This is a genomic window from Pseudomonas sp. BT76 TE3572 (genome assembly GCF_050435365.1).
Lineage (GTDB): Bacteria > Pseudomonadota > Gammaproteobacteria > Pseudomonadales > Pseudomonadaceae > Aquipseudomonas > Aquipseudomonas fluorescens_W.
The window spans coordinates 1,049,324-1,075,136 of the sequence record NZ_JBNDKE010000001.1 but is presented as its reverse complement, the minus strand read 5'-3'; the positions used below and the strand labels follow the sequence as shown (position 1 = coordinate 1,075,136).

Annotated in this window: 25 protein-coding genes; 17 read left to right on the top strand and 8 right to left on the bottom strand. The window is 58.4% G+C overall.

Annotated features, from left to right (window positions below; translation table 11 throughout):
* The first annotated feature begins 108 nt into the window (after positions 1 to 108).
* Both ABH912_RS05015 and ABH912_RS05010 read left to right on the top strand, forming a co-directional pair.
* The gene (locus ABH912_RS05015; protein WP_080943075.1) at positions 109 to 1,698 is read left to right on the top strand and encodes an ABC-F family ATPase; all 1,590 of its coding nucleotides are present in this window, start codon (positions 109 to 111) and stop codon (positions 1,696 to 1,698) included.
* A 261-nt stretch (positions 1,699 to 1,959) separates the two neighbouring features.
* A complete protein-coding gene (locus ABH912_RS05010) occupies positions 1,960 to 3,150 on the top strand; it encodes an MFS transporter (RefSeq protein WP_033055046.1) in 1,191 nt (396 codons plus the stop codon).
* Here ABH912_RS05010 and ABH912_RS05005 read toward each other — a convergent pair whose 3' ends face one another.
* Together ABH912_RS05005 and ABH912_RS05000 are read right to left on the bottom strand one after the other, a co-directional pair.
* Positions 3,151 to 4,188, bottom strand: coding sequence for an alpha/beta hydrolase family protein (locus ABH912_RS05005; RefSeq protein WP_033055047.1), 1,038 nt, complete (start codon positions 4,186 to 4,188; stop codon positions 3,151 to 3,153). It abuts the gene before it with no gap.
* A gap of 179 nt (positions 4,189 to 4,367) precedes the next feature.
* Positions 4,368 to 4,979 carry an FMN-dependent NADH-azoreductase gene (locus tag ABH912_RS05000; protein WP_429509822.1) on the bottom strand — a complete coding sequence of 204 codons (612 nt, stop codon included), beginning with the start codon at positions 4,977 to 4,979 and terminating at the stop codon, positions 4,368 to 4,370.
* A gap of 129 nt (positions 4,980 to 5,108) precedes the next feature.
* Here ABH912_RS05000 and ABH912_RS04995 point away from each other — a divergent pair, with 129 nt between their 5' ends.
* Positions 5,109 to 6,017: a LysR substrate-binding domain-containing protein gene (locus ABH912_RS04995; protein ID WP_033055051.1), complete on the top strand. Its 909-nt coding sequence runs from the start codon at positions 5,109 to 5,111 to the stop codon at positions 6,015 to 6,017.
* Positions 6,014 to 6,373, top strand: a complete 360-nt coding sequence (locus ABH912_RS04990) for an MmcQ/YjbR family DNA-binding protein (RefSeq protein WP_008149946.1) — start codon at positions 6,014 to 6,016, stop codon at positions 6,371 to 6,373. Before ABH912_RS04995 ends, ABH912_RS04990 begins: the two co-directional genes overlap by 4 nt.
* On the opposite strand, the gene ABH912_RS04985 is transcribed toward ABH912_RS04990, so the two are convergent.
* Together ABH912_RS04985 and ABH912_RS04980 are read right to left on the bottom strand one after the other, a co-directional pair.
* The gene (locus ABH912_RS04985) at positions 6,370 to 6,786 is read right to left on the bottom strand and encodes a DUF1294 domain-containing protein (RefSeq protein ID WP_429509820.1); all 417 of its coding nucleotides are present in this window, start codon (positions 6,784 to 6,786) and stop codon (positions 6,370 to 6,372) included. The two genes, ABH912_RS04990 and ABH912_RS04985, sit on opposite strands and share 4 nt — an antisense overlap.
* Complete coding sequence (locus ABH912_RS04980) at positions 6,783 to 7,613, bottom strand: undecaprenyl-diphosphate phosphatase (protein WP_033055054.1); 831 nt, start codon at positions 7,611 to 7,613, stop codon at positions 6,783 to 6,785. Before ABH912_RS04980 ends, ABH912_RS04985 begins: the two co-directional genes overlap by 4 nt.
* Positions 7,614 to 7,907: 294 nt before the next feature.
* On the opposite strand from ABH912_RS04980, the gene ABH912_RS04975 reads away from it, so the two are divergent.
* From ABH912_RS04975 to ABH912_RS04935, 9 genes are all read left to right on the top strand, one after another.
* On the top strand, positions 7,908 to 9,542 hold the full coding sequence (locus ABH912_RS04975) for a methyl-accepting chemotaxis protein (protein WP_429509819.1): 1,635 nt from the start codon (positions 7,908 to 7,910) through the stop codon (positions 9,540 to 9,542).
* Between the two features lie 268 nt (positions 9,543 to 9,810).
* Complete coding sequence (gene pnuC / locus ABH912_RS04970) at positions 9,811 to 10,374, top strand: nicotinamide riboside transporter PnuC (RefSeq protein ID WP_429509815.1); 564 nt, start codon at positions 9,811 to 9,813, stop codon at positions 10,372 to 10,374.
* Positions 10,371 to 10,895, top strand: a complete 525-nt coding sequence (locus ABH912_RS04965) for an AAA family ATPase (protein ID WP_429509813.1) — start codon at positions 10,371 to 10,373, stop codon at positions 10,893 to 10,895. The genes pnuC and ABH912_RS04965 overlap by 4 nt, the downstream gene beginning before the upstream one ends.
* A gap of 329 nt (positions 10,896 to 11,224) precedes the next feature.
* The gene (locus ABH912_RS04960; RefSeq protein WP_033055058.1) at positions 11,225 to 11,662 is read left to right on the top strand and encodes a hypothetical protein; all 438 of its coding nucleotides are present in this window, start codon (positions 11,225 to 11,227) and stop codon (positions 11,660 to 11,662) included.
* Position 11,663: 1 nt separating this feature from the next.
* Positions 11,664 to 12,236, top strand: a complete 573-nt coding sequence (locus ABH912_RS04955; protein WP_429509811.1) for an adhesin — start codon at positions 11,664 to 11,666, stop codon at positions 12,234 to 12,236.
* Between the two features lie 51 nt (positions 12,237 to 12,287).
* A complete protein-coding gene (locus ABH912_RS04950) occupies positions 12,288 to 13,748 on the top strand; it encodes a hypothetical protein (RefSeq protein ID WP_033055060.1) in 1,461 nt (486 codons plus the stop codon).
* A 63-nt stretch (positions 13,749 to 13,811) separates the two neighbouring features.
* Positions 13,812 to 14,492: a C39 family peptidase gene (locus ABH912_RS04945; protein ID WP_033055061.1), complete on the top strand. Its 681-nt coding sequence runs from the start codon at positions 13,812 to 13,814 to the stop codon at positions 14,490 to 14,492.
* A 34-nt stretch (positions 14,493 to 14,526) separates the two neighbouring features.
* Complete coding sequence (locus ABH912_RS04940; protein WP_429509810.1) at positions 14,527 to 15,267, top strand: hypothetical protein; 741 nt, start codon at positions 14,527 to 14,529, stop codon at positions 15,265 to 15,267.
* A 46-nt stretch (positions 15,268 to 15,313) separates the two neighbouring features.
* Positions 15,314 to 16,594: a transporter gene (locus tag ABH912_RS04935; RefSeq protein WP_033055063.1), complete on the top strand. Its 1,281-nt coding sequence runs from the start codon at positions 15,314 to 15,316 to the stop codon at positions 16,592 to 16,594.
* 61 nt (positions 16,595 to 16,655) lie between these two features.
* Here the strand turns inward: ABH912_RS04935 and ABH912_RS04930 are convergent, their stop codons facing one another.
* Positions 16,656 to 17,981 (bottom strand): sigma-54 dependent transcriptional regulator, encoded by a 1,326-nt coding sequence (locus ABH912_RS04930; protein ID WP_033055064.1) that lies wholly within the window; start codon positions 17,979 to 17,981, stop codon positions 16,656 to 16,658.
* Positions 17,982 to 18,323: 342 nt separating this feature from the next.
* Between ABH912_RS04930 and ABH912_RS04925 the strand changes: the two genes are divergently transcribed.
* The 3 genes from ABH912_RS04925 to nhaB all read left to right on the top strand — a co-directional run bounded on the left by ABH912_RS04925 (position 18,324) and on the right by nhaB (position 21,703).
* Positions 18,324 to 18,593 carry a hypothetical protein gene (locus ABH912_RS04925; protein WP_008149930.1) on the top strand — a complete coding sequence of 90 codons (270 nt, stop codon included), beginning with the start codon at positions 18,324 to 18,326 and terminating at the stop codon, positions 18,591 to 18,593.
* A gap of 239 nt (positions 18,594 to 18,832) precedes the next feature.
* Positions 18,833 to 20,122 carry a hypothetical protein gene (locus ABH912_RS04920; protein ID WP_429509807.1) on the top strand — a complete coding sequence of 430 codons (1,290 nt, stop codon included), beginning with the start codon at positions 18,833 to 18,835 and terminating at the stop codon, positions 20,120 to 20,122.
* A gap of 78 nt (positions 20,123 to 20,200) precedes the next feature.
* The gene (nhaB, locus tag ABH912_RS04915) at positions 20,201 to 21,703 is read left to right on the top strand and encodes a sodium/proton antiporter NhaB (protein ID WP_429509805.1); all 1,503 of its coding nucleotides are present in this window, start codon (positions 20,201 to 20,203) and stop codon (positions 21,701 to 21,703) included.
* Positions 21,704 to 21,818: 115 nt separating this feature from the next.
* On the opposite strand, the gene ABH912_RS04910 is transcribed toward nhaB, so the two are convergent.
* Genes ABH912_RS04910 through gnd form a run of 3 tightly spaced genes read right to left on the bottom strand, consistent with a single transcriptional unit; the run spans position 21,819 to position 25,140 of the window.
* Complete coding sequence (locus tag ABH912_RS04910; RefSeq protein WP_429509803.1) at positions 21,819 to 22,643, bottom strand: HAD family hydrolase; 825 nt, start codon at positions 22,641 to 22,643, stop codon at positions 21,819 to 21,821.
* Positions 22,640 to 24,163 (bottom strand): glucose-6-phosphate dehydrogenase, encoded by a 1,524-nt coding sequence (zwf, locus tag ABH912_RS04905; protein WP_429509802.1) that lies wholly within the window; start codon positions 24,161 to 24,163, stop codon positions 22,640 to 22,642. The genes ABH912_RS04910 and zwf overlap by 4 nt, the downstream gene beginning before the upstream one ends.
* Entirely contained in the window at positions 24,160 to 25,140 is a 981-nt protein-coding gene (gene gnd, locus ABH912_RS04900) for a phosphogluconate dehydrogenase (NAD(+)-dependent, decarboxylating) (RefSeq protein WP_033055072.1), read from the bottom strand. Before gnd ends, zwf begins: the two co-directional genes overlap by 4 nt.
* Positions 25,141 to 25,411: 271 nt before the next feature.
* On the opposite strand from gnd, the gene ABH912_RS04895 reads away from it, so the two are divergent.
* Positions 25,412 to 25,594 (top strand): DUF6026 family protein, encoded by a 183-nt coding sequence (locus ABH912_RS04895; RefSeq protein ID WP_033055075.1) that lies wholly within the window; start codon positions 25,412 to 25,414, stop codon positions 25,592 to 25,594.
* Positions 25,595 to 25,813 lie beyond the last annotated feature (219 nt).

Here is a 25,813-nt window from a genome sequence, read left to right as displayed (position 1 = left end):
TTCCGCTTCTGACCGGGATGCATTTCCTGTGGTTCGAAAACCGGAAACGGGTACTGAATCGGTACTGCCGCAACCCTAGCTACTCTGAATGCTTCGCAGGAAAAACCTTTGATCTCTACAGCTAACATCACGATGCAGTTCGGCGCCAAGCCGCTATTCGAAAACGTTTCGGTCAAATTCGGCGCGGGCAACCGCTACGGCCTGATCGGCGCCAACGGTTGCGGCAAGTCGACTTTCATGAAAATCCTCGGCGGCGACCTCGAGCCGTCCGGCGGCCAGGTCATGCTCGAGCCGAACGTGCGTCTGGGTAAATTGCGCCAGGACCAGTTCGCTTACGAAGAATTCACCGTGATCGATACCGTGATCATGGGCCACGAAGAACTGTGGAAGGTCAAGGCCGAGCGCGACCGTATCTACTCGCTGCCGGAAATGACTGAAGAAGACGGCATGGCCGTGGCCGAGCTGGAAACCGAATTCGCCGAAATGGACGGCTACACCGCCGAATCCCGCGCCGGCGAACTGCTGCTGGGCCTGGGTATCGGCATCGAGCAGCATTTCGGCCCGATGAGCGAAGTGTCCCCGGGCTGGAAACTGCGCGTATTGCTGGCTCAGGCGCTGTTCTCCGATCCTGAAGTGCTGTTGCTCGACGAACCGACCAACCACCTGGACATCAACACCATCCGCTGGCTGGAAAACATTCTGACCCAGCGCTCCAGCCTGATGATCATCATCTCTCACGACCGTCACTTCCTGAACAGCGTGTGCACCCACATGGCTGACCTGGATTACGGCGAGCTGCGTCTGTTCCCGGGCAACTACGACGAGTACATGACCGTGGCGACCCAGTCCCGCGAGCAACTGCTGTCGGACAACGCCAAGAAGAAAGCACAGATTTCCGAGCTGCAATCGTTCGTCAGCCGCTTCTCGGCCAACGCCTCGAAAGCCAAGCAGGCCACTTCCCGCGCGAAGGCGATCGACAAGATCCAGCTGGCCGAAGTCAAGCCTTCGAGCCGTGTGAGCCCGTTCATCCGTTTCGAACAAACCAAGAAGCTGCACCGTCAGGCGGTCATCGTCGAGCGCATGGCCAAAGGCTTCGACGGCAAGACACTGTTCAAGGACTTCAGCTTCCAGGTTGAAGCTGGCGAACGCGTGGCGATCATCGGCCCGAACGGTATCGGTAAAACCACCCTGCTGCGCACCCTGGTCAACGAACTGACCCCGGATGCCGGTACCGTGAAGTGGACCGACGCCGCGGAACTGGGCTACTACGCCCAGGACCACGCGCACGACTTCGAAGACGACTGCAACCTGTTCGACTGGATGGGACAATGGACCCAGGGCGGCGAGCAAATCGTTCGCGGCACCCTCGGCCGGATGCTGTTCTCCAACGACGAGATCCTCAAGTCGGTCAAGGTCATCTCCGGTGGTGAGCAAGGTCGCATGCTGTTCGGCAAGCTGATCCTGCAAAAGCCGAACGTGCTGATCATGGACGAACCAACCAACCACTTGGACATGGAATCCATCGAAGCGCTGAACCTGGCGCTGGAGAACTATCCGGGCACGCTGATCTTCGTCAGCCACGACCGTGAGTTCGTATCGTCCCTGGCCACCCGCATCATCGAGTTGAGCCCTAGCGGCGTGATCGACTTCAGCGGCACATATGACGACTACCTGCGTAGCCAGGGCGTTGTGTTCTAAGTAAGCCTGCTTCAATAGAAAGCCCTGTCCTGGTGACAGGGCTTTTTGCATTTCAGGATTTAATAATTCTGTGGTGCTGAAACCTTCGTCGGAACGCCGCCCGGAGCCGGCTCGCTCCTACAGTGGATTGCGGTCACCTGTAGGAGTGAGCCTGCTCGCGATGAAGCCCAGAAGTGCAACGAATATAGTTAGCCTGCTTTCTTTTATTTCATGCCCGCGCCATGATGCAGTTCTCCTACCGCCGCCCGCGAACGAGCCCTCATGTCTGTGCAGCAACTGCCCCCACAAAGCTCCATGGCGATCACTCGGCAGATCGTCTCCATCGTCTTTTATACCTTTATTGCCTTCCTCTGCATCGGCCTGCCGATTGCGGTATTGCCAGGCTACGTCCACGAGCAGCTCGGTTTCAGCGCGATCATCGCGGGGCTGACCATCGGCTCGCAATACCTGGCCACCCTGCTCAGCCGCCCGATGGCCGGGCGCATGTCGGACAACATCGGTACCAAGCGAGCGATTGTTTACGGCTTATCGGGGATTGTGTTGAGTGGCGTGCTGACGCTGATCTCAACGCTGCTGCAAAGCTTTCCGTTGCTGAGCCTGGTGGTCCTGATCGCCGGCCGCTTGTTGCTGGGCGTTGCCCAAGGCTTGATCGGGGTCGGCACCATCAGTTGGTGCATGGGTCAGGTGGGCGCTGAACATACCGCGCGCTCGATCTCCTGGAACGGCATCGCCTCCTATGGCGCCATCGCCATTGGTGCGCCGCTGGGCGTGGTGATGGTCGGCGAGCTGGGGTTCGCCAGTCTTGGGATCGCGCTGTCGGTGCTGGCGCTGGCGGCGCTGTTGCTGATCCGAAACAAACCCTCGGTGCCGGTGATTCGCGGCGAGCGCCTGCCGTTCTGGGCGGTGTTCGGGCGAATTGCACCGTTCGGCGCGAGCCTGAGCCTCGCCTCCATCGGTTACGGCACCTTGACCACTTTTATTACCCTGTATTACGTCAGTCGTGGCTGGGCCGGCGCGGCTTACTGTCTGACGGTGTTTGGCGTGTGTTTCATTCTGGCGCGATTGCTATTCATCTCCAGCATCAGCCGTTTCGGTGGATTCACCTCGGCCATTGCCTGTATGAGCATTGAAACGGTGGGCCTTGCATTGCTATGGCTTGCACCTTCGACCGGTTATGCACTGATCGGCGCAGGCCTGACCGGGTTCGGTCTGTCGCTGGTGTATCCGGCGCTGGGGGTCGAAGCGATCAAGCAAGTGCCCAATTCCAGTCGCGGGGCGGGACTGAGTGCATACGCGGTGTTTTTCGATCTGGCGCTGGCGATTGCCGGGCCGTTGATGGGCGCGGTGGCGTTGAACCTGGGGTACACGTGGATTTTCTTTAGCGCGGCGTTGTTGTCGGTAGCAGGATTGGGCCTGACGCTGTTGTTGAAACGTCGTGCGATGAACGCCTGATTACTGATCCGCCGTCTGCATTCCGGCCCGGGTCGGTTTGCTCAGCGCGTGAGAGAAGAAACGCCCGGCTTCGGACACCATGTTGCGATGGATGTCTTTGCGATCGACGCCATCGGCATCGGTACACAGCGCCGGCATGGCGAGGATCTGCTCTTCATTGCAAGGCGCCAGGAACACAAAGTGCCCTGCCCCCGCCAGCAACTTGAAGTCCGGTGCGATCGGCAGTTTGCGCGCCAGGGCGGCGGCATTTTTGTCGAACGCCACCAGTTTGTCGCCGTCGCCGCTGTAGAGCAGCACCGGCACATGCACGTCGGCCAGGGTATGGCGGCCAAACTTCAGGCTCAGCGGCGCCATGAGCAGCAAGGCGCGAACCCGCGGGTCAGCCACCGGTTGCAAGTCATCACGGTCAGCAATCAATTCGCCCTGGGTGTTGCAGGCATCGTGGTCGTCCGGGCGCTCCTGACAGTAACGGCGCAGACGGTCCAGGTCTGGTGTCGCGCCGGACAGAATCAGCGCCGTCTCCCCACCCGCCGAATAGCCGATCACACCGACCTGATCGGCATTGACGAAGGGCGCGAGCATACGATCGCCGAGTGTCGCGGTAATAGCTTCGGAAATCTGGATAGGCCGACCGTAAAGGTTACTTAACGTACCAAGGCGGCTGTGGTCTTTGGAGTTGTCACCGGGGTGGATCACCGCCACCACCACAAACCCTTTGCGTGCCAGCGACGTGGCCAGGTCGTGCAAGGCCAGCGGGGTTCCGGTGTTGCCGTGGGACAGCATCAGCATCGGGAAACGGCCGATGGCGACTCGGGTGTCTTCGCCCGCTTCGACCGTGTAGCCCTCGAGGATGCTGGAGTGCTCCTTGTCACTGGAGGGATAGAAGGCGATGGCGCGCATCGGCTGCAAGTCCAGAGGGTCGAGAAAGCTCATCTCATGGAAACCGACGCTCCAGCGAGGCTGCGGCACAGGCGCGGCGTGCACTGAATTCAGGCTGCTGAGCAGGCAAATCAGTAAGGTTGCACAAAGACGCACCATGGGAGGCTCCACCTGGCTACTGACCGGGGACGTTAACCCTCGACTGCATAACTCGGGCCACTGTTTAATGAAATTCCGAAACAGCCAGAAACAAAAAACTCCGTATCTGGCACTTGCGTGATCAGAATACAGAGTTTTTTGGATGTTGCTCGAGCTGTTTGATTTTCTTTACAGAAGCCTTACGCAGCGGCGAACAACTGCTCGCTGATTTGCGTGTGAGCGTCGCTCATGGCTTTGGTGCGGACTTCGTCGCCGTAGGCAAGACCATGGGCACGGACGAACTCGATGTCAGTGATGCCGATGAAGCCGAACAGCACTTTCAAGTACTCCTCGTGAGCAACGCCAGTCGCCTGACCCGCATGCAGACCGCCGGAAGTCGATACGATCACGACTTTCTTGCCACCGCACAGGCCTTCAGGGCCGGCTTCGGTGTAACGGAAGGTCTGACCGGCAACGGCGATGCGGTCGATCCAGGCCTTGAGTTGGGTCGGGATGGTGAAGTTGTACATCGGAGCTGCAATCACTACGGCATCGGCGGCGAGGAATTCGGCCAGGGTAGTGGCGCTCAGCTCGGCTTCGTGCTGCTGCGCAGCGTTACGCAATTCAGCGGCGGTGCCGGCGGCAACCAGGGTGGTGGCGGAGAAATGGCTGATGGAATCGGCAGCCAGGTCGCGGTAGGTCACCACGGCGGTCGGCTCGGCGGCTTGCCAGGCTTTAACGACTTCGCTGCTCAGCTGACGGGAAGCCGAGTTGTCACCAAGAATGCTCGAATCGATATGCAGCAGTTTCATGTGGGATCTCCAGGTGAGGATCGCTACGAGGCGATCTGATGGGGAGAATCCTACAGGCGAAACCAATAGCTGATTAGACTGCAACAATGCGATAGTTCGTCCCACTGATAGAACAATCGAGCTCGCACCATGCAAGATCTCAATGATCTCTACTACTTCGCCAAGGTGGTTGAAGCCGGTGGCTTCGCGGCGGCCGGGCGTTTGCTCGGCATTCCCAAGTCGCGGTTGTCGCGGCGCATCGCCGAGCTCGAAGAGCGTCTCGGCGCGCGCCTGCTGCAACGCACCACCCGACAACTGAAGTTGACCGCCGTGGGTGAACGTTACCTGCGGCACTGTCAGGCGATGCTGCTGGAAGCCGAGATGGCCGATGAAGCCGTCGCCAGCATGTCCAGCGAACCTCGGGGGCGCTTGCGGGTGTCCTGCCCCGTCGGTCTGGCCCATGAGATGTTGCCGACGGTGATCAGCAAATTTCTTGAAAAGTACCCTCAGGTTCAACTGGAAGTCATGCTGCTCAATCGCCGCGTCGACCTGGTGACCGAGGGCGTCGATGTGGCGCTGCGGGTGCGTGAGTTGGGCGATGAGGATCCGCTGCTGGTCACCCGACGTTTGCGCCAGGCGCAGATGGCAATGGTCGCCAGCCCTGGTTTTTTGCACGGACGTGAAATCAGCCACCCCGAAGACCTGAAAAACCTGCCCGTGCTCGGCGCCCTGGAAGCCGACCGCCTGGTGCATATCCGTATGCTCGACCAACAGGGCAAAAGCTGCGATCTCACCCTCGAAGCGCGATTGGGCATCGATGACTTTATCGTGCGCAAGGCCTGCACCCTCGCCGGCCAGGGTTTTACCATGCTGCCGATGATGTATTGCGAGCAGGAACTGGAAAACGGCTCGCTGGTGCAATTGCTGCCCGATTGGTCGCTGCCTGGCGGCTGGCTGCAAGCGGTCTACCCTCATCGGCGCGGGGTGATGCCGGCCGTACGCGCCTGGCTCGACCATTTGATCGAATCATTCAATGCCTGTGGGGACCGACTGATATGAAGGCTGGACGTATGAGCGAAGAGGATGTCGCGCAATTCTGTCTCGCGCTGCCGGGTGCGCGGGAAGACTACAAATGGGGTGGCGTACGGGTGTTTTCGATTGCGGGGAACAAGATGTTCGCCTTGCAGAATCTGCGGGGCGAATCCCTGGCGTTCAAGGTCGACAAGGACTTGTTTCTCGGTCATTGCGACCGCCCGGGAATCCGCCCGGCGCCGTATCTGGCGCGGGCTCAGTGGATCATCATGGAAACGCCCTACCCGCTGGGCCCTGAAGAGCTGCAAGGCTTGTTGCAGCGTTCCCATCAATTGGTGGTGAGCAAGTTGCCCAAGCGCACCCAGGTCGGACTGCTGCTTTAAAACAGCGCGAACAGATGGGCGCCGAGAAACAGCTGGTCGATCCAGAACACCTGATGCATCAGCACGATGATCCAGAACACCAATTGAAACGAGAGCTTTCGCGTCTTGTGCCGAAACACCTGTTGGGCCAGTAAGGCACCCGGCCAGCCGCCGGCGAGTTCCACTGCATGCAGCACGTTCTCGGGTGTGCGCCAATGGTCGGCGCGCGCCTTGCGCTTGTCGCTCCAGTACAGCAAGAACGCCAGCAGGCTGACGACCCCGTACGCCGCCAGGGGAATCACCGAAACCCCGTGCAGCCACAACGACATCGAGCCGTACAGCGGCAGCGCGCACAGGACCGCAAACACCGACAGTTTCAGCCGAAGATTGCGGATCTCTCCACCGGCCTTGTTGCGCGCGCTACCATCATTCATGGCTTGACCGCGGTCCAGTCGACCCAGCCGAACTGCCAGGTGGCCAGGATGACCAGGCCGAACGCGATGCGATACCAGGCAAACGCTGCGTAGCTGTGGCTGGCGATGAACTTGAGCAAGCCCTTGACGGCAATCATTGCAAAGATGAACGCGGTGACGAAGCCGATTGCGAACACCGGAAAATCCGACGGGACGAACAGGTGGCGGTATTTGTAGCCCGAGTAAACGGCCGCGCCGACCATGGTCGGCATCGCCAGGAAGAACGAGAACTCAGTAGCGGTCTTGCGCGACAGCCCGAACAACAAGCCACCAATGATGGTCGAGCCGGAACGCGAAGTTCCGGGAATCATTGCCAGGCACTGGGCGAAGCCGACTTTCAGGGCGTCTTTCCAGGTGATGTCATCAACCGTTTCGGCATGCACTTCATGCTGACGCTTTTCGGCCCACAACATGATGATCCCGCCCACAACCAACGCCGTCGCGACGGTGATCGGGTTGAACAGGTATTGGTGGATCAAATCGGAAAAAATCACCCCCAATACCACGGCCGGCAGGAAGGCGATCAGCAGGTTCGCGGTAAAGCGTCGAGCGCTCGGCTGCGTCGGCAAACCGATAACCACATCGAAAATCTTGCGGCGAAACTCCCACACCACCGCCAGAATCGCCCCCAACTGAATAATGATGTTGAAGGCCATGGCCCGTTCGCCGCCGAAGTCGAGCAGGTCAGCCACGATGATCTGGTGGCCGGTACTGGAAATCGGCAAAAACTCCGTCAGCCCTTCTACAACCCCAAGTATCAATGCCGAAAAGGCAGTCCAAAGATCCATCAATCCCCCAAGAAGCCATGCGCCACGGCATGCCCCGTTAATATTTGTTCAGAACGTTTACTGCGATCAGCCTAGCTGAAGTCCCGCGCGCACAGGATCCAGACGGAACCATCAAAATTCCGTGAAAAATCAACTTGGACTCAGGTTTTTCCGCGCGGGGCCGAAATCCTATCAGACAAGCCCGATTAGCGCTGCCGCGTTATTGGACTTGGGTCGGATATGACCGATCGGCAAAGTGTGGTTGGATGCTGGCGATCATTTATTACAAGAAAAAGAAACCGGAGTGACAGCGTTATGAACAGCTTGCGCAGTATGTCGATCAGCCGACGTTTGTGGCTCATCTTGATCGTGGCCGTCCTGATGCTATTGACGTTGGGCGTCTTGATGCTCAAGCAGATTCACGATGACCTGTACCACGCCAAGGCTCAGAAAACCCAGCATGTGGTGCAAACCGCCAGTGGCATTCTGACCTATTACCACGACCTCGAAACTGCCGGCACCCTCACCCGCGACGCTGCGCAGAAGCAGGCGCTGAGCGCCGTTCGCGGTCTGCGTTATGACCAGAACGACTACTTCTGGATCAATGACCTGACGCCGGTGATGATCATGCACCCGGCCAACCCGAAGCTCGATGGCCAGAACCTCTCGGCAATCCGTGACCCGGACGGTTTTGCCCTGTTTAACGAAATGGTTGCCGTCGCCAAGTCCAAGGGTGCCGGCACCATCGACTATCGCTGGCCTAAACCGGGCGCCAGCGCGCCGGTAGAAAAAACCTCCTACGTCAAACTGTTCGAACCCTGGGGTTGGGTGATCGGTTCGGGCGTGTACATCGATGACATGCAGGCCGAGTTCTATGGCCAGGTCTGGAAGGCCTCGTTCGTGGGGCTGGTGATCGCCCTGATCATGGCGCTGCTGGTGATTTTGATTGCCCGCAGCATCGTGCGTCCACTGCAGGAAACCGTGAACGCCATGGCCAACATCGCCAGTGGCGAGAGCGATCTGACCCGCAGCCTCGATACCCATGGCCAGGATGAAGTCACGCAACTGGCACGCCACTTCAACGCCTTCACCGCCAAGCTGCGACTCGTAATCAGGGAACTGCAAGTGTCCGCCAGTGCCCTGGGCCAGTCTTCCAGCGAACTGGGCAACGACGCCGCCCAGGCCCAGCAACGCAGTCAGCAACAGTCCCAGCAAATGGAACTGGTGGCCACGGCAATCAATGAAGTGACGTATGGCGTACACGACGTCGCGAAAAACGCCGAGCACGCCGCCAGCGAAATGCGCGATGCCGAGTCTCAGGCGCAGCAAGGCCAGGTCAACATCGATGGCAGCCTGCAACAGATCGACAAGCTGTCGTCGACCATCGACCAGGCGGTGGAAGTGATTCGTACCCTGGCCGCCGAAAGCACGCAGATCGGCAGCGTCCTCGAAGTGATCCGCTCCATCGCCGAGCAAACCAACCTGCTGGCCCTCAACGCGGCCATCGAAGCCGCCCGGGCCGGCGAGCAAGGTCGGGGTTTTGCGGTGGTGGCCGACGAAGTGCGACTGCTGGCCCAGCGTACCCAGAAGTCCACGGCCGAGATCCAGTCGATGATCGAACGCCTGCAAAGTCACTCCGAAGCGGCGGTCAAAGTGATCAGCGACAGCAGCCGTGCTTCGCAGTTGACCATCGAACAGGCCGGCCTGGCCGGTGCAAGCCTGAATGCCATTGCCCAGGCGCTGCGCAACCTCAACGGATTGAACGCCTCCATCGCCAGCGCAACCTTGCAACAGGCGCATGTGGTCGAGGACATTAACCAGAACGTCACCCAGGCGGCCGGTTTGTCCCACAGCACGGCGCTGGCGGCCGAACAGTCGAGCGTGGCCAGCGTTCACCTGAAGGAATTGAGTGAGCAATTGAACGGACTGCTCAAGCAGTTCCGGGTGTAACCACCGAGCGGCCAAAATTCATCTCTGTGGCGAGGGAGCTTGCTCCCGCTGGGCCGGGCTGGCGCTCCAGCGCGAAGCGGCCCTCAAATCGGTCATCGCGTTTTGTCAGGCAAAACGACTCAGCCATCTTTGCGGCTGCTGCGCAGCCGAGCGGGAGCAAGCTCCCTCGCCACAATAACCCTGCCGACCCTGGCCCAGGGTGACTAACGCCTTCCTCAACTCTCTGGGTACAATCGCCGCCCTCTTCGACTTCCCCCAAGGAACCTCCATGTCCGGGCTTGAACTGTTCGCCGCTGCCCTCGGTGTCATTGCCGTCTGGTTGACGGTCAAACAGAACCCCTGGTGCTGGCCGATCGGTCTGGTCATGGTGCTGCTTTATAGCTGGATCTTTTTTGAGGTGAAGCTCTACTCGGACATGCTCCTGCAGGTGATCTACGCCGCATTGCAGCTCTATGGCTGGTGGCAATGGACGCGTGCGGGGGACGCGCGCCATGGTCGGCAGGTCAGCCTGCTCGACGGTAAATCGATCGCTATCAGCCTGTTCATTGGAGCGGTTGGCAGTCTGTTGCTGGGCGCTGCAATGGCGAACTGGACCGATGCCGCACAACCCTGGCTCGATGCGGCGCTGACTGGCTTCAGCCTGGTGGCGCAGGTATGGATGGCGCAAAAACGCGTTCAATGCTGGCCGCTGTGGTTCACCCTGGATGTGATCTTCGTGGGGCTGTTTATCTACAAAGACCTGTACCTGACCGCCGGGCTCTACGCACTGTTCGCAATGATTGCCGTGCAAGGCTGGCGGGAATGGCGGGCCGATCCGGCGTTGCGGACATGAAAGTTCTGGTACTCACGGGCCCCGAATCCAGCGGCAAGAGTTGGCTGGCAGCCGAGTTACAACAGCATTTCGGCGGCGTTCTGGTAGACGAATATGTACGCTGGTTCATCGAACAAAACCCACGAGACACCTGCCTGGCCGACATTCCGGAAATCGCCCGAGGGCAGCTGAAATGGGAGGATGAGGCACGTGCCCGGCAGCCACATTTGCTGATTCTCGACACTCACTTGCTGAGCAACATCCTCTGGAGCCAGACCTTGTTTGGCGCTTGCCCGACGTGGATCGAGCAAGCATTGCTGGCACGTCACTACGACCTGCATTTGCTGCTGAGCCCTGAAATTGTGGTCTGGCATGACGACGGGCAGCGTTGCCAACCGCAACTGGCAGAACGCCAGGCGTTTTTCCAGGCCAGCCGCCAATGGCTTGACCTGCACCGCCAGCCTTACCAGGTGCTGCAAGGTGATTGGCAACAGCGCAAGGACGCAGCCTTCGAGGCTGTGATGCGCCTGCTCAAAGCCTGACAGCGCTACCGCGTCCTGTCGAAAACGTCCACTCCTGAAACACCAACCCCTGCGCAAACCCGCGAGCTAAAGCGGCTAAAGCACTCCAGCAAGAATATGTTAAGCCACTGATACAACCTGCCTTCAGCGCCCTTAGCGAGCAATATCGCCTGCTTGGACGGCGTTTTTGCGTGGATCTGTCTCAGAGGCGTTACAAAACTTATTGACCACCTCGACAATTAAAGCCAAGCCACTGTTTTCAATAGAAAAACGAAAACCGGCACACCTTCTGCTCTCTTCCTCGCAACGCTATAAGGGCCAGCGTTCCACTTACAGAAGGAATTGCCGCCGTGGGGAAACTTGAAAACAACTTCTTTAGCCTCCTGCTGATCGGATGCGCATTGGGCTCAAGTGTTTGCCTGCCTGTACAAGCTGACAACGGCATCATCATTATCAAACGCGATGTTCAGCCGCGCATGGCAACGCGTGCGCCGATAATTCCCGATCCGAGTCCCACGACCGCCAATGCCAACCCGTCCAAACAAATCCTCAGTCAAACGAACGAGTTGAGCGACGGCGACTTTGCCGGTGTCGCCAGTGGTGCAGGCATCTCCCGCCTGGTCACTCAAAACACCAACAACCTGGGCGGCAATATCAGCAACCAGACCCAGCTTTCCAACCTCCCCGCCGGACGTTCGGGAAATGCCGGCAACGGTATTGCCAACATGGTCAATTCAAGCGTCCAGCAAGGCCTGGGTGCTCTGAAAGTCATAACGGGAGACCGTTAAGATGAATCGTACGCTGCTGATTATCGCCATGTTTTGCAGTGCATCGACCTTTGCCCAATCTCCCGTCATCAACAATGCCGAAATCGACGGTTCGGGCGCGCAGTACCAAGGCAACCTCGGGGTCAACCAGGCCGCCGGCGATTTACAGCAACAGGCTAACGCCCGGGCTATCGCCGTGGGCCATGGAGCCAGCGCGACCACACAGATCCGCCAACGGCTGCGTACGGTGGTCGACCCCAGGATCGATGCTCGATCCAGCATTCAAGGCGACTCCTTCAGCCACGGCAACGGCGTACTGGGCGTCAACCAGAGCGCGGGCGCCAGCAACCAGCAAGCCAATGCCGTGCGAATAAGCATTGGCGCACAGCCGCAAAGCATCGACGACAGCGTCCTCAGGCAACAGAACGTGACGCTGATCATCAACTCCGATCCAACTGACTCTGAACCAGGCTATCGCCAGATCGCTACCAGCGATCAGGCCTTCACCGGTAGCCGTGGGGTGATTCAGTTGAATCAGAGCGCCGGGGTGGGAAACCGAACGGCCAATACCCTGAGCGTACGGGTCACGGACTGACCCAAACAGGTAGGTACAACACTTAACCTAAAATAAGTACGGAGAACCACCATGAAACCTTCGATGGCAATAAAACCTCTGGTTTTTGCAATCGCTGCGGTCTTGGCTGTTGCTGCACAAGCTGGACAGAACGATCGGCGTGGTCACCATCACAATGGCCACCACACTCCTCCTCCAACAGTGATCCATACCGACGCGACCGCCACTGCGCACGACAGGCAGACCAGTACCGGCAACCGCATCTACAACGAAGGGACTGAGAACTCAGCCGAGATGAGCAGCTCTGCCTCAGGCGCGAGCGGCAACGTCGGCGTCAACGTGGCAGCAGGCGCCGGCAACCAACAAGACAACGCGGCCGCCATCGCAAACGCCGGTTCCACCTCCAGCCTCGATAACAGCTTCGTGTTCGGCAATGCCGACGCCAGCGCTCGAGTCACGCAATACAGCAACAACAACAAGGTGTGGAACTACGGCACTCAAAACTCTGCTGTGATGAGCGGATCGGCCGATGGCAGCAGCGGTAATATGGGGGTCAACATTGCTGGTGGCGACCTTAACCAACAGAAAAACACCATGGCAATTGCCAACTCCAACGCCCCGTTGGGTAACGCAACAGCCAGCGCCTCTGCCAATCAAAGCGGTCCTGGCCTGACAGTGAATAACAACGCTGATCGGACCTATCGCGTAGATACCATTACGGTAACTAAAACGGCCAGCGGCAGTTTCTCTAAAGATAAGTCGTTCGAGGTTAGCGGCAGTGAAAGCGCTTCTTCGAGCTGGTCCGCGTCCGGTGCCAAGAGCTCTAATTCCGCCGGTTCCCTTAGCGTTGATATAAGCGGTTCGAAGAGCAGCAATGCGAGCGGTTCCAACAGCAGTTCTGCGAGCGGTTCTAACAGCAGTTCTGCAAGCGGTTCCAACAGCAGCAGTGCAAGCGGTTCTTCGAGTGCATCCCTGGATGCTTCCTTGACCGCTAATTTGGACGCTGCTGCGGCGGCTTCCCATTCCACTACCGTCAACAATGGCTATGGCGATCGCACCCGCAGCAGGAGTTCCGAAGCATCGCTTACCGCATCGCTTGACGCATCGCTTAGCGTATCGGTAGACAAATCGTTCGATAAATCGCGCGAATCCTCGTTCGACAGATCTCACGACTCCTCGTTCGACAAGTCTCGTGAATCTGCGTACAACAAATCGCGCGATTCGTCGTTCGAAAAATCGTTCGATAAGTCGTTCGAGAAATCGAACTCCTCCTCGTTCGAAAAATCGGCCAGTAAATCGTCCGAATCCGAGTTCGCAAAAGCGGGAAGCTTCAGTGAAAGCAGTTCATTTGATTTGAGCAACACCTACTCCTATCAAGTGCTGACTCCAACTGGCTGGGCTAACCCTGTGACCAACACTGCAACCCTGAGCGGTTCGGTGAATGGTGGCAGTGGCAACCTGGGCGTCAACGTGGCTGCCGGTGTGGGTAACCAACAAAGCAACTCGCTGTCCATTGCCAACCAGTCGTTCTAATTGTTGTCTCTTGAGGCCCCCTTACGGGGGCCTTTTTCAACACAACCAGAAGGGCGTCCCACTATGCGCATAATCGCCTTGGCATTTTTGCTTTGCGTGGCCAGTGTGATCGAGGCTGCACAACTGCCGCTTTCCGTCTTGCCGGGCGGCGCGGTGGTGTATAAGCCGATCCAGAGCATCCGCGAGCGTAAATTTGCCGACCTGGTGCAACAGAAAACCGACTTCAGTTGCGGCGCAGCTGCGCTGGCGACCGTATTGCGCCAGGCCTATTGGCTGGACGTGAACGAAGAACAAATCATCGAAGGCATGCTGGCACACTCCGATCAGGATCTTGTCCGCGTCCAGGGCTTTTCCATGCTCGACATGAAGCGCTACGTGGAAAGTATCGGCATGCGGGCCCGTGGCTACCGGGTAGCGACGGAAACGTTGAGCCAGATCAGAATTCCGGTGGTGGTGCTCATGGATATCCGTGGCTACAAACATTTTGTGGTCATGCAAAGAGTCCATGAGGGCTGGGTCTATATCGGAGATCCGGTACTCGGTCATAAACGTTACAAAGTCGACGACTTTGTTAAAGGCTGGAACGGCATCATCTTTGCCGTGATCGGCCAGGGCTACGACAAAACCAATGCGTTGCTCACCCCCCCGCTACCACTGACCGCCAAGAACCGCATCAACACCTTCAGCCCGGTGCAAGACGCAGAGTTGATGGATTTCGGATTCATCCAAAGCGACTTCTTCTAATAACAAGGGAGCACGACGCTCCGGGAGCATTCCAATGAAGACTCCAATCTGGCTGGCCGTGGTTTGCCTGGCCGCCAGCCTGCCGACCCAGGCACAGACGTTCAAACCCATTGAACTGAATGATCAGGAACTGTCGATCTTGCGAGGCCGCTATGTGATGCCGGGACGGATCGTCAGTTTCGGCATTGTCATGACCAGCACTTGGCAAAATGCCAACGGTGAAGTGATCGGGGCAACTTCCTCGATGCAAATTCAACAATCGACCCTCCAGCCACAGTTCTATGTATCGATGATCGACGAAAAAGGTAATGGTTCGGCGAGTTCGCAAGGCACCGGTACCGTCACTGGCGGCAACGGCCTCAACAGCACCGAAGGCGTCACTCAAGTCGTGCGCGCTGCCGGCGACCATAACACCGCCTACAACAACGTTGATATCAACGTCACAAAGGGTAACCAGGCACCCACAACGCAACAGCAGGGCCAGGCACTGGGCGCAGGCCAGACGTTGGTCGGCGCCAATGGCGCGGGTTCGCTGAGCGTTTCCTCGACCGGTACCGGTGTGCAACTCAACATCGTGGCCAACAACAACCAGGGCAGTACCGTACAACGCCTTGCCCAAGGTGGGCTGATGCAGAATGCGACGTTGCTCGGCGGTGGCAACCAGGTCCGCAACTTCACGTCCCTCAATGTCGTGCTGCGTGACAACGTGGCGACAACCGGATCGCTGAACGGCAACCTGGACCAGCTTAAAGGTCTTCGCACTCAAGGATTCTGATCTACGCTCAGTCTCATCAGATGTACTCAGAAGGGACGGCTAACCCATGCACCGATCGTTAACGTTCAGAGCTATCGTTTGTTTGAGTAGCCTGGCCCCGGCGACACTGCTGTACGCAGCACCGGACCCCCAGGTCGAGATACTAAAACAAGAACTCATGGAGTTGAAACAGCGTTACGAAGCACAACAGAACGCGCTGATGGTACTCGAGCAACGCGTTCGCCAAGTCGAAGAAACACCGGCGCCACCGCCTCCCAAACGCCTGACCAAATCCCCTGCGGAACCGACCAGGGGTGCCCAGACGGTGGCCGCCGGTGCGCCGGGAACCACAGGCAGTTCATACGGCCAATCGCTCAAGGATGATTCGGAGCCTGCGCAAAGCGTTTCCAACCTGTATGACGAAGCCAGCGGCTTCTTCGGTGGCGGCAAGTTCAGTTTCGAAACCGGCCTGACCTACACGCACTACGATACCCGAGCGTTGGTACTTAACGGGTTCCTGGCACTGGACTCGATTTTCCTCGGCAACATCAACCTCGACCGTATCAAGGCCGACAACTGGACACTGGACCTGACTGCCCGCTACAACACGGGGCAACGCTGGCAGTTCGACATTAACGTCCCCGTGGTTTATCGCGAATCAACGTACTCCTCCGGTGGCGCTGGTGGCGCAGGCCCGGTGACGTCGGACGCAACCGTTACCCGCGACCCGACCATCGGCGATGTGAACGTTGGTGTTGCTTACAAGTTTCTGGATGAGTCGGCCAATCTGCCCGACGCGGTCGTTACACTGCGCGTCAAGGCCCCGACCGGTGATGACCCTTACGGCATCAAGCTGGTCAATGATCCGTCCAACGATAACCTCTCGGTACCCGAGGACTTGCCTACCGGCAATGGTGTCTGGTCGATCACCCCGGGTATCTCGCTGGTCAAGACCTTCGACCCGGCCGTACTGTTCGGCAGCCTGGCCTACACCTACAACATGCAAGACTCTTTCAGCGACATCAGCCCTCAGGTCAACTCCAAGGTGCCCGGGGACGTGAAACTGGGCGATTCCTGGCAGGTCGGCGCTGGTATTGCATTCGCCTTGAACGAGAAGATGAGTATGTCGTTCTCGTTCACCGATCAGTTCGCCCGCAAGAGCAAGATCAAGCCGGACGGAGGTGATTGGCAATCGATTACCAACAGCGACTACAACTCGGCCAACTTCAACATCGGCATGACCCTGGCAGCAACCAATAACCTGACAATCGTTCCCAACCTGTCCATCGGTCTGACCGACGACTCGCCAGACTTTTCCTTCAGCCTGAAATTCCCGTACTACTTCTAATCCACAACAACAAAGCCCCGCCGCGACTTCAATCCCGGCGGGGCTTTTTTGTTGTTTGCGTCTAACGTATCTGATGCTTGTGCAACAAACGGTAGAAGGTAGGCCTGGATATCCCCAGCACCTTGGCGGCGATGCTCAAATTATCGCTGTGGCGGTTAAGTACATCGCACAAGGCCTGGCGTTCTGCCCGGTGTTTGTAGTTTTCCAGTGTGCCCATCGGCGCGGCAATGGCCTGCTGGCTGATCAGCCCCAGGTCTCGCGCTTCGATCTGACGGCCTTCGGCCAGTACCAACCCGCGACGTACCCGGTTGGCCAGCTCACGCACATTGCCCGGCCAGTCATGCTTGCCCATGGCAATCAACGCGTCTTCACTGAAGCTGCGCGGACGGCGGCCGGTTTCATGGCTGTAGAAATGGGAAAAGTGGTTGGCCAGCATCGACAGATCGCCATTGCGCTCACGCAGCGGCGCGGTCGCGACCTGCAACACGTTCAGGCGATAATACAAATCTTCGCGAAAGCGTTTCTTCTCGATCGCGGCCTCAAGATCGACATGGGTCGCAGCCAACACCCGCACATCCACGGGAATCGGCTGACTGCCGCCCACCCGCTCGATGTGTTTTTCCTGGAGGAAACGCAACAGGTTCGCCTGCAGCTCCAGGGGTAGATCACCGATTTCGTCGAGAAACAGCGTGCCGCCGTTAGCCGCTTCGATCCGCCCGACCTTGCGTTGATGGGCGCCAGTAAAAGCACCCTTCTCGTGGCCAAACAGTTCGGACTGGATCAAGTGTTCGGGAATTGCGCCGCAATTGATCGCGACAAAGGGTTTGCTGTGACGTTGGGATTGTCGATGGAGCGTGCGGGCGACCAGTTCTTTACCGGTACCGCTTTCACCACGGATCAATACCGGAGACTCGGTGGGCGCCAGTTTGCTCAGCAACTTGCGCAGTTCACGAACGGGTTTGCTGTCGCCAAGTAGCTCGTGTTCAGGCTGATCAATGTGAACCGTGCCCTGCCCACGCAAGCGTGCCATCCCGAATGCCCGGCCCAGCGTCACCTGAACCCGGGACACATCGAATGGCAAGGTATGGAAATCGAAAAACCATTCGCAGACAAAGTCCCCGACATTCTGCAATCGCAGGACTTCCTGGTTGAGTACGGCGATCCACTCGGTACCGCTACGGCTGATCAGCTCTTTGACGGCTTCCGGGCGTTCGAGGTGAAAAGGCTGTAAACGCAACAGGCCGACATCGCAGGTTTTGTCGGCAACGTTTTCCAGGGTGCAACTGTCAACGTCCCAACCCACAGAGCGCAAAACCGGCAGCAGACGATGGCAGTCGTCGCAAGGATCCACTACTAACAGACGTCGTAACGCAGGCGCTTCGATCATGACTGTTCCTTGGCGCCAAATTTATCAAATATTATTAAAAACAGTCGTTTGGCGGGCCTGGCTGTAACGTTAGCAATAATTTGACGTGACCTTGTACCGTTTGACTATAGAGCAGTTGCGTTATTAGTTATAAGAAGCGATTTAGTTAGTGACCTAACGACTCCTTCCTTTCATTCAGCTTTCAAACCCTGCCCACACCTTGAGCCAATGAAAGAAAGTTGATATTTCTTTTAATTGTATGTGACCCGCCCCCCGGTTGCGGGCATCAGTACAAGTAACCAGCCGAACGGTAAGCCCAGCCGACGGCACATCACTTGATTGGGCATACAGAGAGAAAAACCCATGAACGCCCCGCTCCGCATCAATGAAGCTCTTTTGATTGCCGACCGCGCATTCCAACCGTTCCAATGCGTGGCCTGGGCCCCACAAGACGGCAATGGCGAACTCAGCCTGACCGTCATCGATCGCACCAACACCCGCAGCATCGGCCGCAAGCAGATCCCAAGCAGTGCCTATACCGATCCTGCGCAACTTGAATGCCTGCTTGAAGCAGCACGTGCGGAATTGAGCGAGGAAGGTTACAAACTCCAATCGTGGTCGATGCCGCACTAAGCGTTTTGCGGGTTACTAAACGGTAACCCGCCCCCTCCCCCGATTAATATTCGAACTTACACGCGGCCAACTACTTGGCAGGCTTGTCAGTGGGTCGAAAAGACACTGTTCTGGCACACAGCGACCCTCCGCCTGTTAGTTATGACAGTTGTGCATCCAGGCGTTCAGGGATTGAATGTTTCCTTATAAAGTCGCCGCCCAAACTCCCGGTTCAGGACGACTCGCAAGGAGCTGCGTGCATGTCAATCCAGACCGCGTTTGCGTTACCGGAAACACTGAGCGACGCCGGAAAACTTGATACTACCTTTGCCTCGGCCGGCAAAACCCAGGTGTATTTCGCTGGCAGCCTCTCAAGCATGGCCAACGGGGTCGCGATTGATTCACGTGGCAGGTTGTTAGTCGCAGCGAAGGTAGGAACGCCAGGCGGTAGCCGCTTCGGCGTGGCACGTTTGCTCGAGGACGGCTCGGCAGATCTGGCATTCGGCAATCAAGGCAGCGTCATCGGGCAATTCGAACACGGCTTCGAGGCCATGGCGGGTAAAGTCCACGTACTGCCCGATGGGCACATTCTGGTAGCCGGCCTGCACTACGAAAATGCTCACCGGACACTGCCCGCCCTCGCCCTGTTTGATCAGCAGGGTCGGCCGGCTCACGGTTTTGGCGACAATGGCCGCTGCGTCGTGCGCCTGCCGGGCGGTCTTTCCCAAGGCGTGCGTGATACCTGGCTCCCCCCCGGCGTACCGGGTGCAGAGGCTTGTGATTTCTGCGTGCAGGAAGATGGTCGAATCCTGCTGCAGGCCAATCATCACTTCGAACTGTCCGATCATGTCGGCATACTGATACGGCTCAACACCGACGGATCGCTGGACCACACCTTTAATGGTCGTGGCTTCGTGATGGTCAGGCACTTGTTGATGAACACTTGGCTCAGCAGCCTGATGGTGCAACGAGACGGGCGGATCCTGGTGGGCGGGTCGATCAACTTTCCTGAAGAAGGTCTGCTGGCCCGCTATCACACCGACGGCAGGCTCGACGATTGTTTTGCCGTGGATGGTTTCATGACCTTCAAGGCCCGTGGGTATAGCGCTCAGGTCAGCCAGATCGTCCAACAGGAAAATGGCGATGTGCAGTGCTTCGGCAGCAGCCGCGACCCGATGCACTGCCTGGCACTTAAAGTACACAGCAACGGCCGCCCGGACATTCATTGCAATGGCGGCCAGGCCCAACTGCTGGGAATCGGTCACAGTGGCTGCCAGTGGACCGACGCAAAGGCACTGCCGGACGGCAGCGTGGTGACGGTCGGAGCCACGATCGGCGGCGTCGAGGCGGATTTCATTGTGGCGCGGCATCTACCCGACGGGCAACTCGATCTCAGCTTCGGCAATGGCGTCGGCTGGGTTCGCACCCGCCTGAGCCGCAGCCTGGATACCGCGACTTCAGTGGTCATGCAGGCCGATGGAAACATCGTCGTCGGAGGCTATTCACTGGACGGCAACTATCGAGCGATCGTCGCACGCTATCTCGGGTAAGCCCGCACAGTATTCCTACACTTGATCTTCCCTTCCGCTTACGGCAAGTTGCGCGCTTCTTAATACAAGGAGTAGCCGATGCCCGGTTCAATGGCACAGGCGTTCGCGCACAATTTTCTCGGGCATTCACCCCGCTGGTACAAGGCAAGCATTATCGGCTTCCTGATTCTCAACGCCTTGGCGCTGTGGACCGTAGGCCCAGTGGTAGCCGGTTGGCTGCTGGTGCTGGAGTTCATCTTCACCCTGGCGATGGCGCTCAAGTGTTATCCGTTAATGCCCGGCGGCCTGCTGTTGATCGAAGCCCTGTTGCTGAAGATGACCACGCCCCAGGCACTCTACGACGAGCTGGTGCACAACTTCCCGGTGATCCTGCTGCTGATGTTCATGGTGGCCGGCATCTACTTCATGAAAGACCTGCTGCTGTTTCTGTTCTCACGACTGCTGCTCGGGGTTCGTTCCAAGGCGCTGCTGGCGTTGATGTTCTGCTTTCTGTCGGCGTTTCTGTCGGCGTTTCTTGATGCCTTGACCGTGACCGCCGTGATCATCAGCGCCGCCGTCGGGTTTTACTCGGTGTATCACCGCGTCGCCTCCGGCAATGATCCGCGTCAGGACAGCGCGTTTGGCGATGACCAGCACCTGCCCGCCCTCCATCACGCCGACCTCGAACAATTCCGCGCCTTTCTGCGCAGCCTGCTGATGCACGGTGCCGTGGGTACCGCACTGGGCGGCGTGTGCACATTGGTCGGCGAGCCGCAGAACCTGCTGATCGGCCACGAGATGGGCTGGCACTTCTCTGAGTTCTTTGTGAAAGTCGCCCCGGTTTCATTGCCGGTCCTGGTGGCAGGCCTGGTGACCTGCGTCCTGCTGGAGAAACTTCGCTGGTTCGGTTACGGCACGCTGTTGCCGGACAACGTGCGTGCGGTGCTGGCCAATTACGCTGCAGAAGACAATGCCGAACGCACCTCGCGCCAACGTGCAGCGCTCATCGTGCAGGGATTGGCAGCGCTGATTCTGATTGCGGGGTTGGCGTTTCATATTGCTGAGGTCGGCCTGATCGGTTTGATGGTGATCGTGCTGATCACCGCATTCACTGGCATCACCGACGAGCACCGTATCGGCAACGCGTTCAAGGACGCCATGCCGTTCACTGCGCTGCTGGTGGTGTTTTTCGCGGTGGTGGCGGTGATTCACGATCAGCAGCTGTTCACGCCTTTGATCCAGTGGGTGCTGGCGCTGCCAGCGGATCAACAACCGGGCATGCTGTTTATTGCCAACGGCTTGCTGTCGGCCATCAGCGATAACGTGTTCGTCGCGACCATTTACATCACTGAAGTCAAACAGGCCTTCATCTCTGGCCACATGAGCCGTGAGCATTTCGAGACGCTGGCGATTGCGATCAACACCGGCACCAACCTGCCTAGCGTGGCGACGCCCAATGGTCAGGCTGCGTTTCTGTTCCTGCTGACTTCGGCGATTGCACCGCTGATTCGCCTGTCGTACGGGCGGATGGTGTGGATGGCGTTGCCGTACACCGTGGTGATGGGTGTTCTTGGCTGGTATGCGGTGAGTTTCTGGCTTTGAGACATCAGGTCTGACGCCTTCGCGGGCAAGCCTCGCTCCTACAGGTTTTATATCGATCACACGGACACCGATAACCTGTAGGAGCGAGGCTTGCCCGCGAAGAACGATAACGCGGTTAACCTGCGTTGAGGATATAACGCTCGATTGCTTGCGCCGCACCGTCCTCGGTATTGGCGCCCGTCACCACGTCCGCCTGGCGCTTCACCGCCTCTTCCGACTGCCCCATGGCGATCGACAAGCCTGCGCGGTGAAACATCGCCGGGTCGTTGCCGCCATCGCCCAGCGCCGCGGTCTGCTCAAGCGGCACACCAAGAAATTCGGCCAGTGTCGCCAGTGCTGCACCCTTGTTGGCTTGCATCGCGGTCACGTCCAGATAAATCGGCTGTGAACGGGAGACCTGTGCCTGGCCTTCCACTTCGGGCAGCAGGAGCGCTTCCAGTTCAATCAACAACTGCGTGTTGTTGCTGGTGGCGACGATCTTGTCGATGCGTTCCAGGTACGGCTCAAAACTCTCGACCACCACTGGCGGATAACCCAGGCCGTGCTGTTCACGCGGCACCATTGGGCCGTCCGGATCTTTCAGCAACCAGTCGCCACCACTGAACACCCAGATTTCGATGTCCGGCCGGTCGGCAAACAACGTCAATGCCGTCAGCGCCGCCGTTGCCGGCAAGTAATGCGCGACCAGCAAACTGCCGTCCGGGTTGACGATAGTGCCGCCATTGAAGGCTGCCGTCGGCAGGTCGACACCCAGGGCTTCAATCTGCTGCAACATGGCTTTGGGTGGACGACCGGTGGCCAGGCTGAACAGCACGCCGGCTTCGCGCAAGGAGCGGACTGCTTCGATAGTGCGTTGGCTAAGGCTGTGATCGGGCAGCAACAAAGTGCCGTCCATGTCGCTGAGCAGAAAACGGATGGGCTGTTGCGTCGGCTCACTCATCCGAGGCCGTGCCAAACGCGACCGTCGCGAGTCAGCAGATCTTGCGCAGCCTGCGGGCCGTCTTCGCCAGCGGCATAGCTCTGCACGCTCGTGTCCTGCTGCCAGGCATCAAGGAAAGGCTGCACGGCGCGCCAGCCGTTCTCGATGTTGTCGGCACGCTGGAACAGCGTCTGATCGCCGGTCAGGCAATCGTAGATCAGGGTTTCGTAGCCGGTAGACGGCTGCATTTCAAAGAAATCCTTGTAGGCAAAGCCCAGTTCGATATTGGCCATTTTCAAGGCCGGGCCGGGCCGTTTGGCCAGCAGATCGAACCACATGCCTTCGTTAGGCTGAATCTGGATTCGCAGATAGGTCGGTTGCAGCTCATCGACCTCGGTATCACGGAACTGCGCATACGGAGCCGGTTTGAAGCAGATGACAATCTCGGTATCGCGCACGCTCATGCGCTTGCCGGTGCGCAGGTAAAACGGCACGCCGACCCAGCGCCAGTTGTCGATCATGACTTTCAGCGCAACGTAGGTTTCGGTATTGCTGTCAGGCGCCACGTTGTTTTCCTGGCGATACCCCGGCAACTCTTTGCCGTCGACTTCACCAACGGTGTATTGGCCGCGCACCGAGTTGGCCAGCGCCTCCTCGACCGACCAGGGGCGAATCGCACCGACCACCTTGGCTTTCTCGCCGCGTACCGCATCGGCGCCAAAGGCGGCCGGCGGCTCCATGGCGACCATCGCCAGCAATTGGAACAGGTGATTGGGCACCATGTCCCGCAAGGCGCCGGTGTTTTCGTAAAAACTGCCACGGGTTTCCACGCCAACGGTTTCGGCGGCGGTGATTTGCACGTGGTCGATGTAGTGATTGTTCCAGAACGCTTCAAACAGGCTGTTGGAGAACCGGCTGATCAAAATGTTCTGCACGGTTTCCTTGCCCAGATAGTGATCAATCCGGTAGATCTGGTTTTCCGTCATCACCTTGAGCAAGCAAGCGTTCAAGGCTTCGGCCGTTGGCAGATCGGAACCGAAGGGTTTTTCGATCACTACCCTTCTGAACGCTTCTGGCGATTCCTGCAGCAAGCCGGCGGCGCCGAGACGACGCACCACTTCGCTGAAGAATCGTGGCGCGGTAGCCAGGTAGAACACCGCGTTGCCAGTGCCGCTGTCGGCAATTTTCGCCGCCAGCGCTTGATAAGTGCTGTCGTCCAGGAAGTCGCCCTGGACGTAGCTGATGCCTTTGGCCAACTTGGCCCACAAGTCCGGGTCAAGGGCTTGATCGCCCTTGCCGACCTTGGCGGCCACTTCGGCCCGAATGAAGTCTTCGAGTTTTTGCGCAAAGGCTTCATCGGTGATCGCGTTGTGGTCAACGCCGATGATCCGCAGTCCATCCCCAAGCAGACCGTCACGACTCAGGTTGTACAGCGCCGGCATCAGCAGGCGCTTGACCAGATCACCATGGGCACCGAACAGAAACAGCGTGGTCGGTGGTGCGGGCTCTGCCTTGGATTTATTGCGGATCAGACGGGTCATTTTTTCGAAGTCTCCACGTGGCCGCCGAAGCCGAAGCGCTGGGCCGAGAGAATCTTGTCGCCAAAGGTGCCTTGCCCGCGCGAACGGTAGCGGGAGAACAGCGAGTTCGACAGCACCGGTACAGGCACCGATTGCTCCATGGCGGCTTCGATGGTCCAGCGACCTTCACCGCTGTCAGCCACCGAACCCGAGTAACCGTCGAGCTTCGGATCGCTGGCCAGCGCGTCGGCGGTCAGGTCGAGCAACCAGGACGACACGACGCTGCCACGACGCCAGACTTCGGCGATATCGCCAACGTTCAGGTCGAAACGCTGGTCTTGCGGCAGGTTGGTGCTGGCCTTGGTCTTGAGGATGTCGAAGCCTTCGGCGAAGGCCTGCATCATTCCGTATTCAATGCCGTTGTGGATCATTTTCACGAAATGGCCCGAACCGGCCGGGCCTGCGTGGATGTAACCGCGCTCGGCACGATCGTCTTCGGACTTGCGGTCCTTGGTCCGGGGAATGTCGCCCAGGCCCGGTGCAAGGCTGTCGAACAGCGGATCAAGGCGTTTAACCACCTCGGCTTCGCCACCGATCATCATGCAGTAACCGCGTTCCAGGCCCCAGACGCCGCCGGAGGTGCCGACGTCGACGTAGTGCAGACCTTTTTCCGAGAGGGTTTTCGCCCGGCGGATATCGTCCTTATAGAAGGTGTTGCCGCCGTCGATGATGGTATCGCCAGCTTCGAGCAAGGTGCTCAGGGTGTCGATGGTGTCTTCGGTCGGTGCGCCAGCCGGCAGCATGACCCACACCGCACGTGGCTTGGCCAGGCCAGCGACCAGCGCCGGCAGGTCGATGACGCCAGAGGCGCCCTCTGCGGCCAGGGTGTCGACAAAGGCGGTATTGCGGTCGTAAACAACGGTGGTATGCCCGTTGAGCATCAGGCGCCGCGCAATATTGCCGCCCATGCGGCCCAGTCCAATAATCCCGAGTTGCATGTGCTGATGCTCCCTACTACAAATAATGTGTGTCAAAAGGTTATAGCCCAACGCGACTATTGAGGGTTAGTCCAGAGCGCTGCCACATAGTTTCCGGGCATTGTGCCCGATCCAGATTGATAACGTCGGGAATCGTGCCGAAGACACAACGACCATGAAAAATAAAAAAGTTCCCTTCAGGGGCAAAAGAAATCAAAATCGCAGCCGATAGTAAATAAGCACCGATGTCGGGGCGGATTTACAGTTGAGGCAGCCATTTGCGAGGTGAGCAATGGGCACAGTACACGCAGCACGACCAGCACAAACCCTTTACGTCACGATCCGTCGCGATGAATTGCGCCAGTTGAAAGACGAGCGCGACCAGTTGAAGCAGGAGCTCGCGCAATTGCGCTTGTTGACACAAAGCAATCAGGCCCAGCCTTTGCCCGTCACTCACCGTGTGCCTCACGCCTGATCCCCTCGCTTGATTCGGAAGCAGCCCACTGCTGTTTCCGACCTGCCATCCCCTTTTTGACAGCCCCGTCAACTCACGAAGTTTTCACATCTGCCTGTTGATACTCCCGCGCCCTATGGCCGCTCGGTATCCGCGACTGGCATTAGCTCCGGCCCCCTTTTCCTACGCCATTGCGCGACTGTGCTGTCCGATACTTCGCAAAGATAACAATTATTCTCG

Excerpts from the sequence above, each read along its gene's own strand:
- ABH912_RS05010 (WP_033055046.1), top strand. The coding sequence starts at position 1,960 with ATGTCTGTGCAGCAACTGCCCCCACAAAGCTCCATGGCGATCACTCGG.
- ABH912_RS05005 (WP_033055047.1), bottom strand. The coding sequence starts at position 4,188 with ATGGTGCGTCTTTGTGCAACCTTACTGATTTGCCTGCTCAGCAGCCTG.
- ABH912_RS05000 (WP_429509822.1), bottom strand. The coding sequence starts at position 4,979 with ATGAAACTGCTGCATATCGATTCGAGCATTCTTGGTGACAACTCGGCT.
- ABH912_RS04995 (WP_033055051.1), top strand. The coding sequence starts at position 5,109 with ATGCAAGATCTCAATGATCTCTACTACTTCGCCAAGGTGGTTGAAGCC.
- ABH912_RS04990 (WP_008149946.1), top strand. The coding sequence starts at position 6,014 with ATGAAGGCTGGACGTATGAGCGAAGAGGATGTCGCGCAATTCTGTCTC.
- ABH912_RS04985 (WP_429509820.1), bottom strand. The coding sequence starts at position 6,786 with ATGAATGATGGTAGCGCGCGCAACAAGGCCGGTGGAGAGATCCGCAAT.
- ABH912_RS04980 (WP_033055054.1), bottom strand. The coding sequence starts at position 7,613 with ATGGATCTTTGGACTGCCTTTTCGGCATTGATACTTGGGGTTGTAGAA.
- ABH912_RS04975 (WP_429509819.1), top strand. The coding sequence starts at position 7,908 with ATGAACAGCTTGCGCAGTATGTCGATCAGCCGACGTTTGTGGCTCATC.
- pnuC (WP_429509815.1), top strand. The coding sequence starts at position 9,811 with ATGTCCGGGCTTGAACTGTTCGCCGCTGCCCTCGGTGTCATTGCCGTC.
- ABH912_RS04965 (WP_429509813.1), top strand. The coding sequence starts at position 10,371 with ATGAAAGTTCTGGTACTCACGGGCCCCGAATCCAGCGGCAAGAGTTGG.
- ABH912_RS04955 (WP_429509811.1), top strand. The coding sequence starts at position 11,664 with ATGAATCGTACGCTGCTGATTATCGCCATGTTTTGCAGTGCATCGACC.
- ABH912_RS04950 (WP_033055060.1), top strand. The coding sequence starts at position 12,288 with ATGAAACCTTCGATGGCAATAAAACCTCTGGTTTTTGCAATCGCTGCG.
- ABH912_RS04945 (WP_033055061.1), top strand. The coding sequence starts at position 13,812 with ATGCGCATAATCGCCTTGGCATTTTTGCTTTGCGTGGCCAGTGTGATC.
- ABH912_RS04940 (WP_429509810.1), top strand. The coding sequence starts at position 14,527 with ATGAAGACTCCAATCTGGCTGGCCGTGGTTTGCCTGGCCGCCAGCCTG.
- ABH912_RS04935 (WP_033055063.1), top strand. The coding sequence starts at position 15,314 with ATGCACCGATCGTTAACGTTCAGAGCTATCGTTTGTTTGAGTAGCCTG.
- ABH912_RS04930 (WP_033055064.1), bottom strand. The coding sequence starts at position 17,981 with ATGATCGAAGCGCCTGCGTTACGACGTCTGTTAGTAGTGGATCCTTGC.
- ABH912_RS04925 (WP_008149930.1), top strand. The coding sequence starts at position 18,324 with ATGAACGCCCCGCTCCGCATCAATGAAGCTCTTTTGATTGCCGACCGC.
- ABH912_RS04920 (WP_429509807.1), top strand. The coding sequence starts at position 18,833 with ATGTCAATCCAGACCGCGTTTGCGTTACCGGAAACACTGAGCGACGCC.
- nhaB (WP_429509805.1), top strand. The coding sequence starts at position 20,201 with ATGCCCGGTTCAATGGCACAGGCGTTCGCGCACAATTTTCTCGGGCAT.
- ABH912_RS04910 (WP_429509803.1), bottom strand. The coding sequence starts at position 22,643 with ATGAGTGAGCCGACGCAACAGCCCATCCGTTTTCTGCTCAGCGACATG.
- zwf (WP_429509802.1), bottom strand. The coding sequence starts at position 24,163 with ATGACCCGTCTGATCCGCAATAAATCCAAGGCAGAGCCCGCACCACCG.
- gnd (WP_033055072.1), bottom strand. The coding sequence starts at position 25,140 with ATGCAACTCGGGATTATTGGACTGGGCCGCATGGGCGGCAATATTGCG.
- ABH912_RS04895 (WP_033055075.1), top strand. The coding sequence starts at position 25,412 with ATGGGCACAGTACACGCAGCACGACCAGCACAAACCCTTTACGTCACG.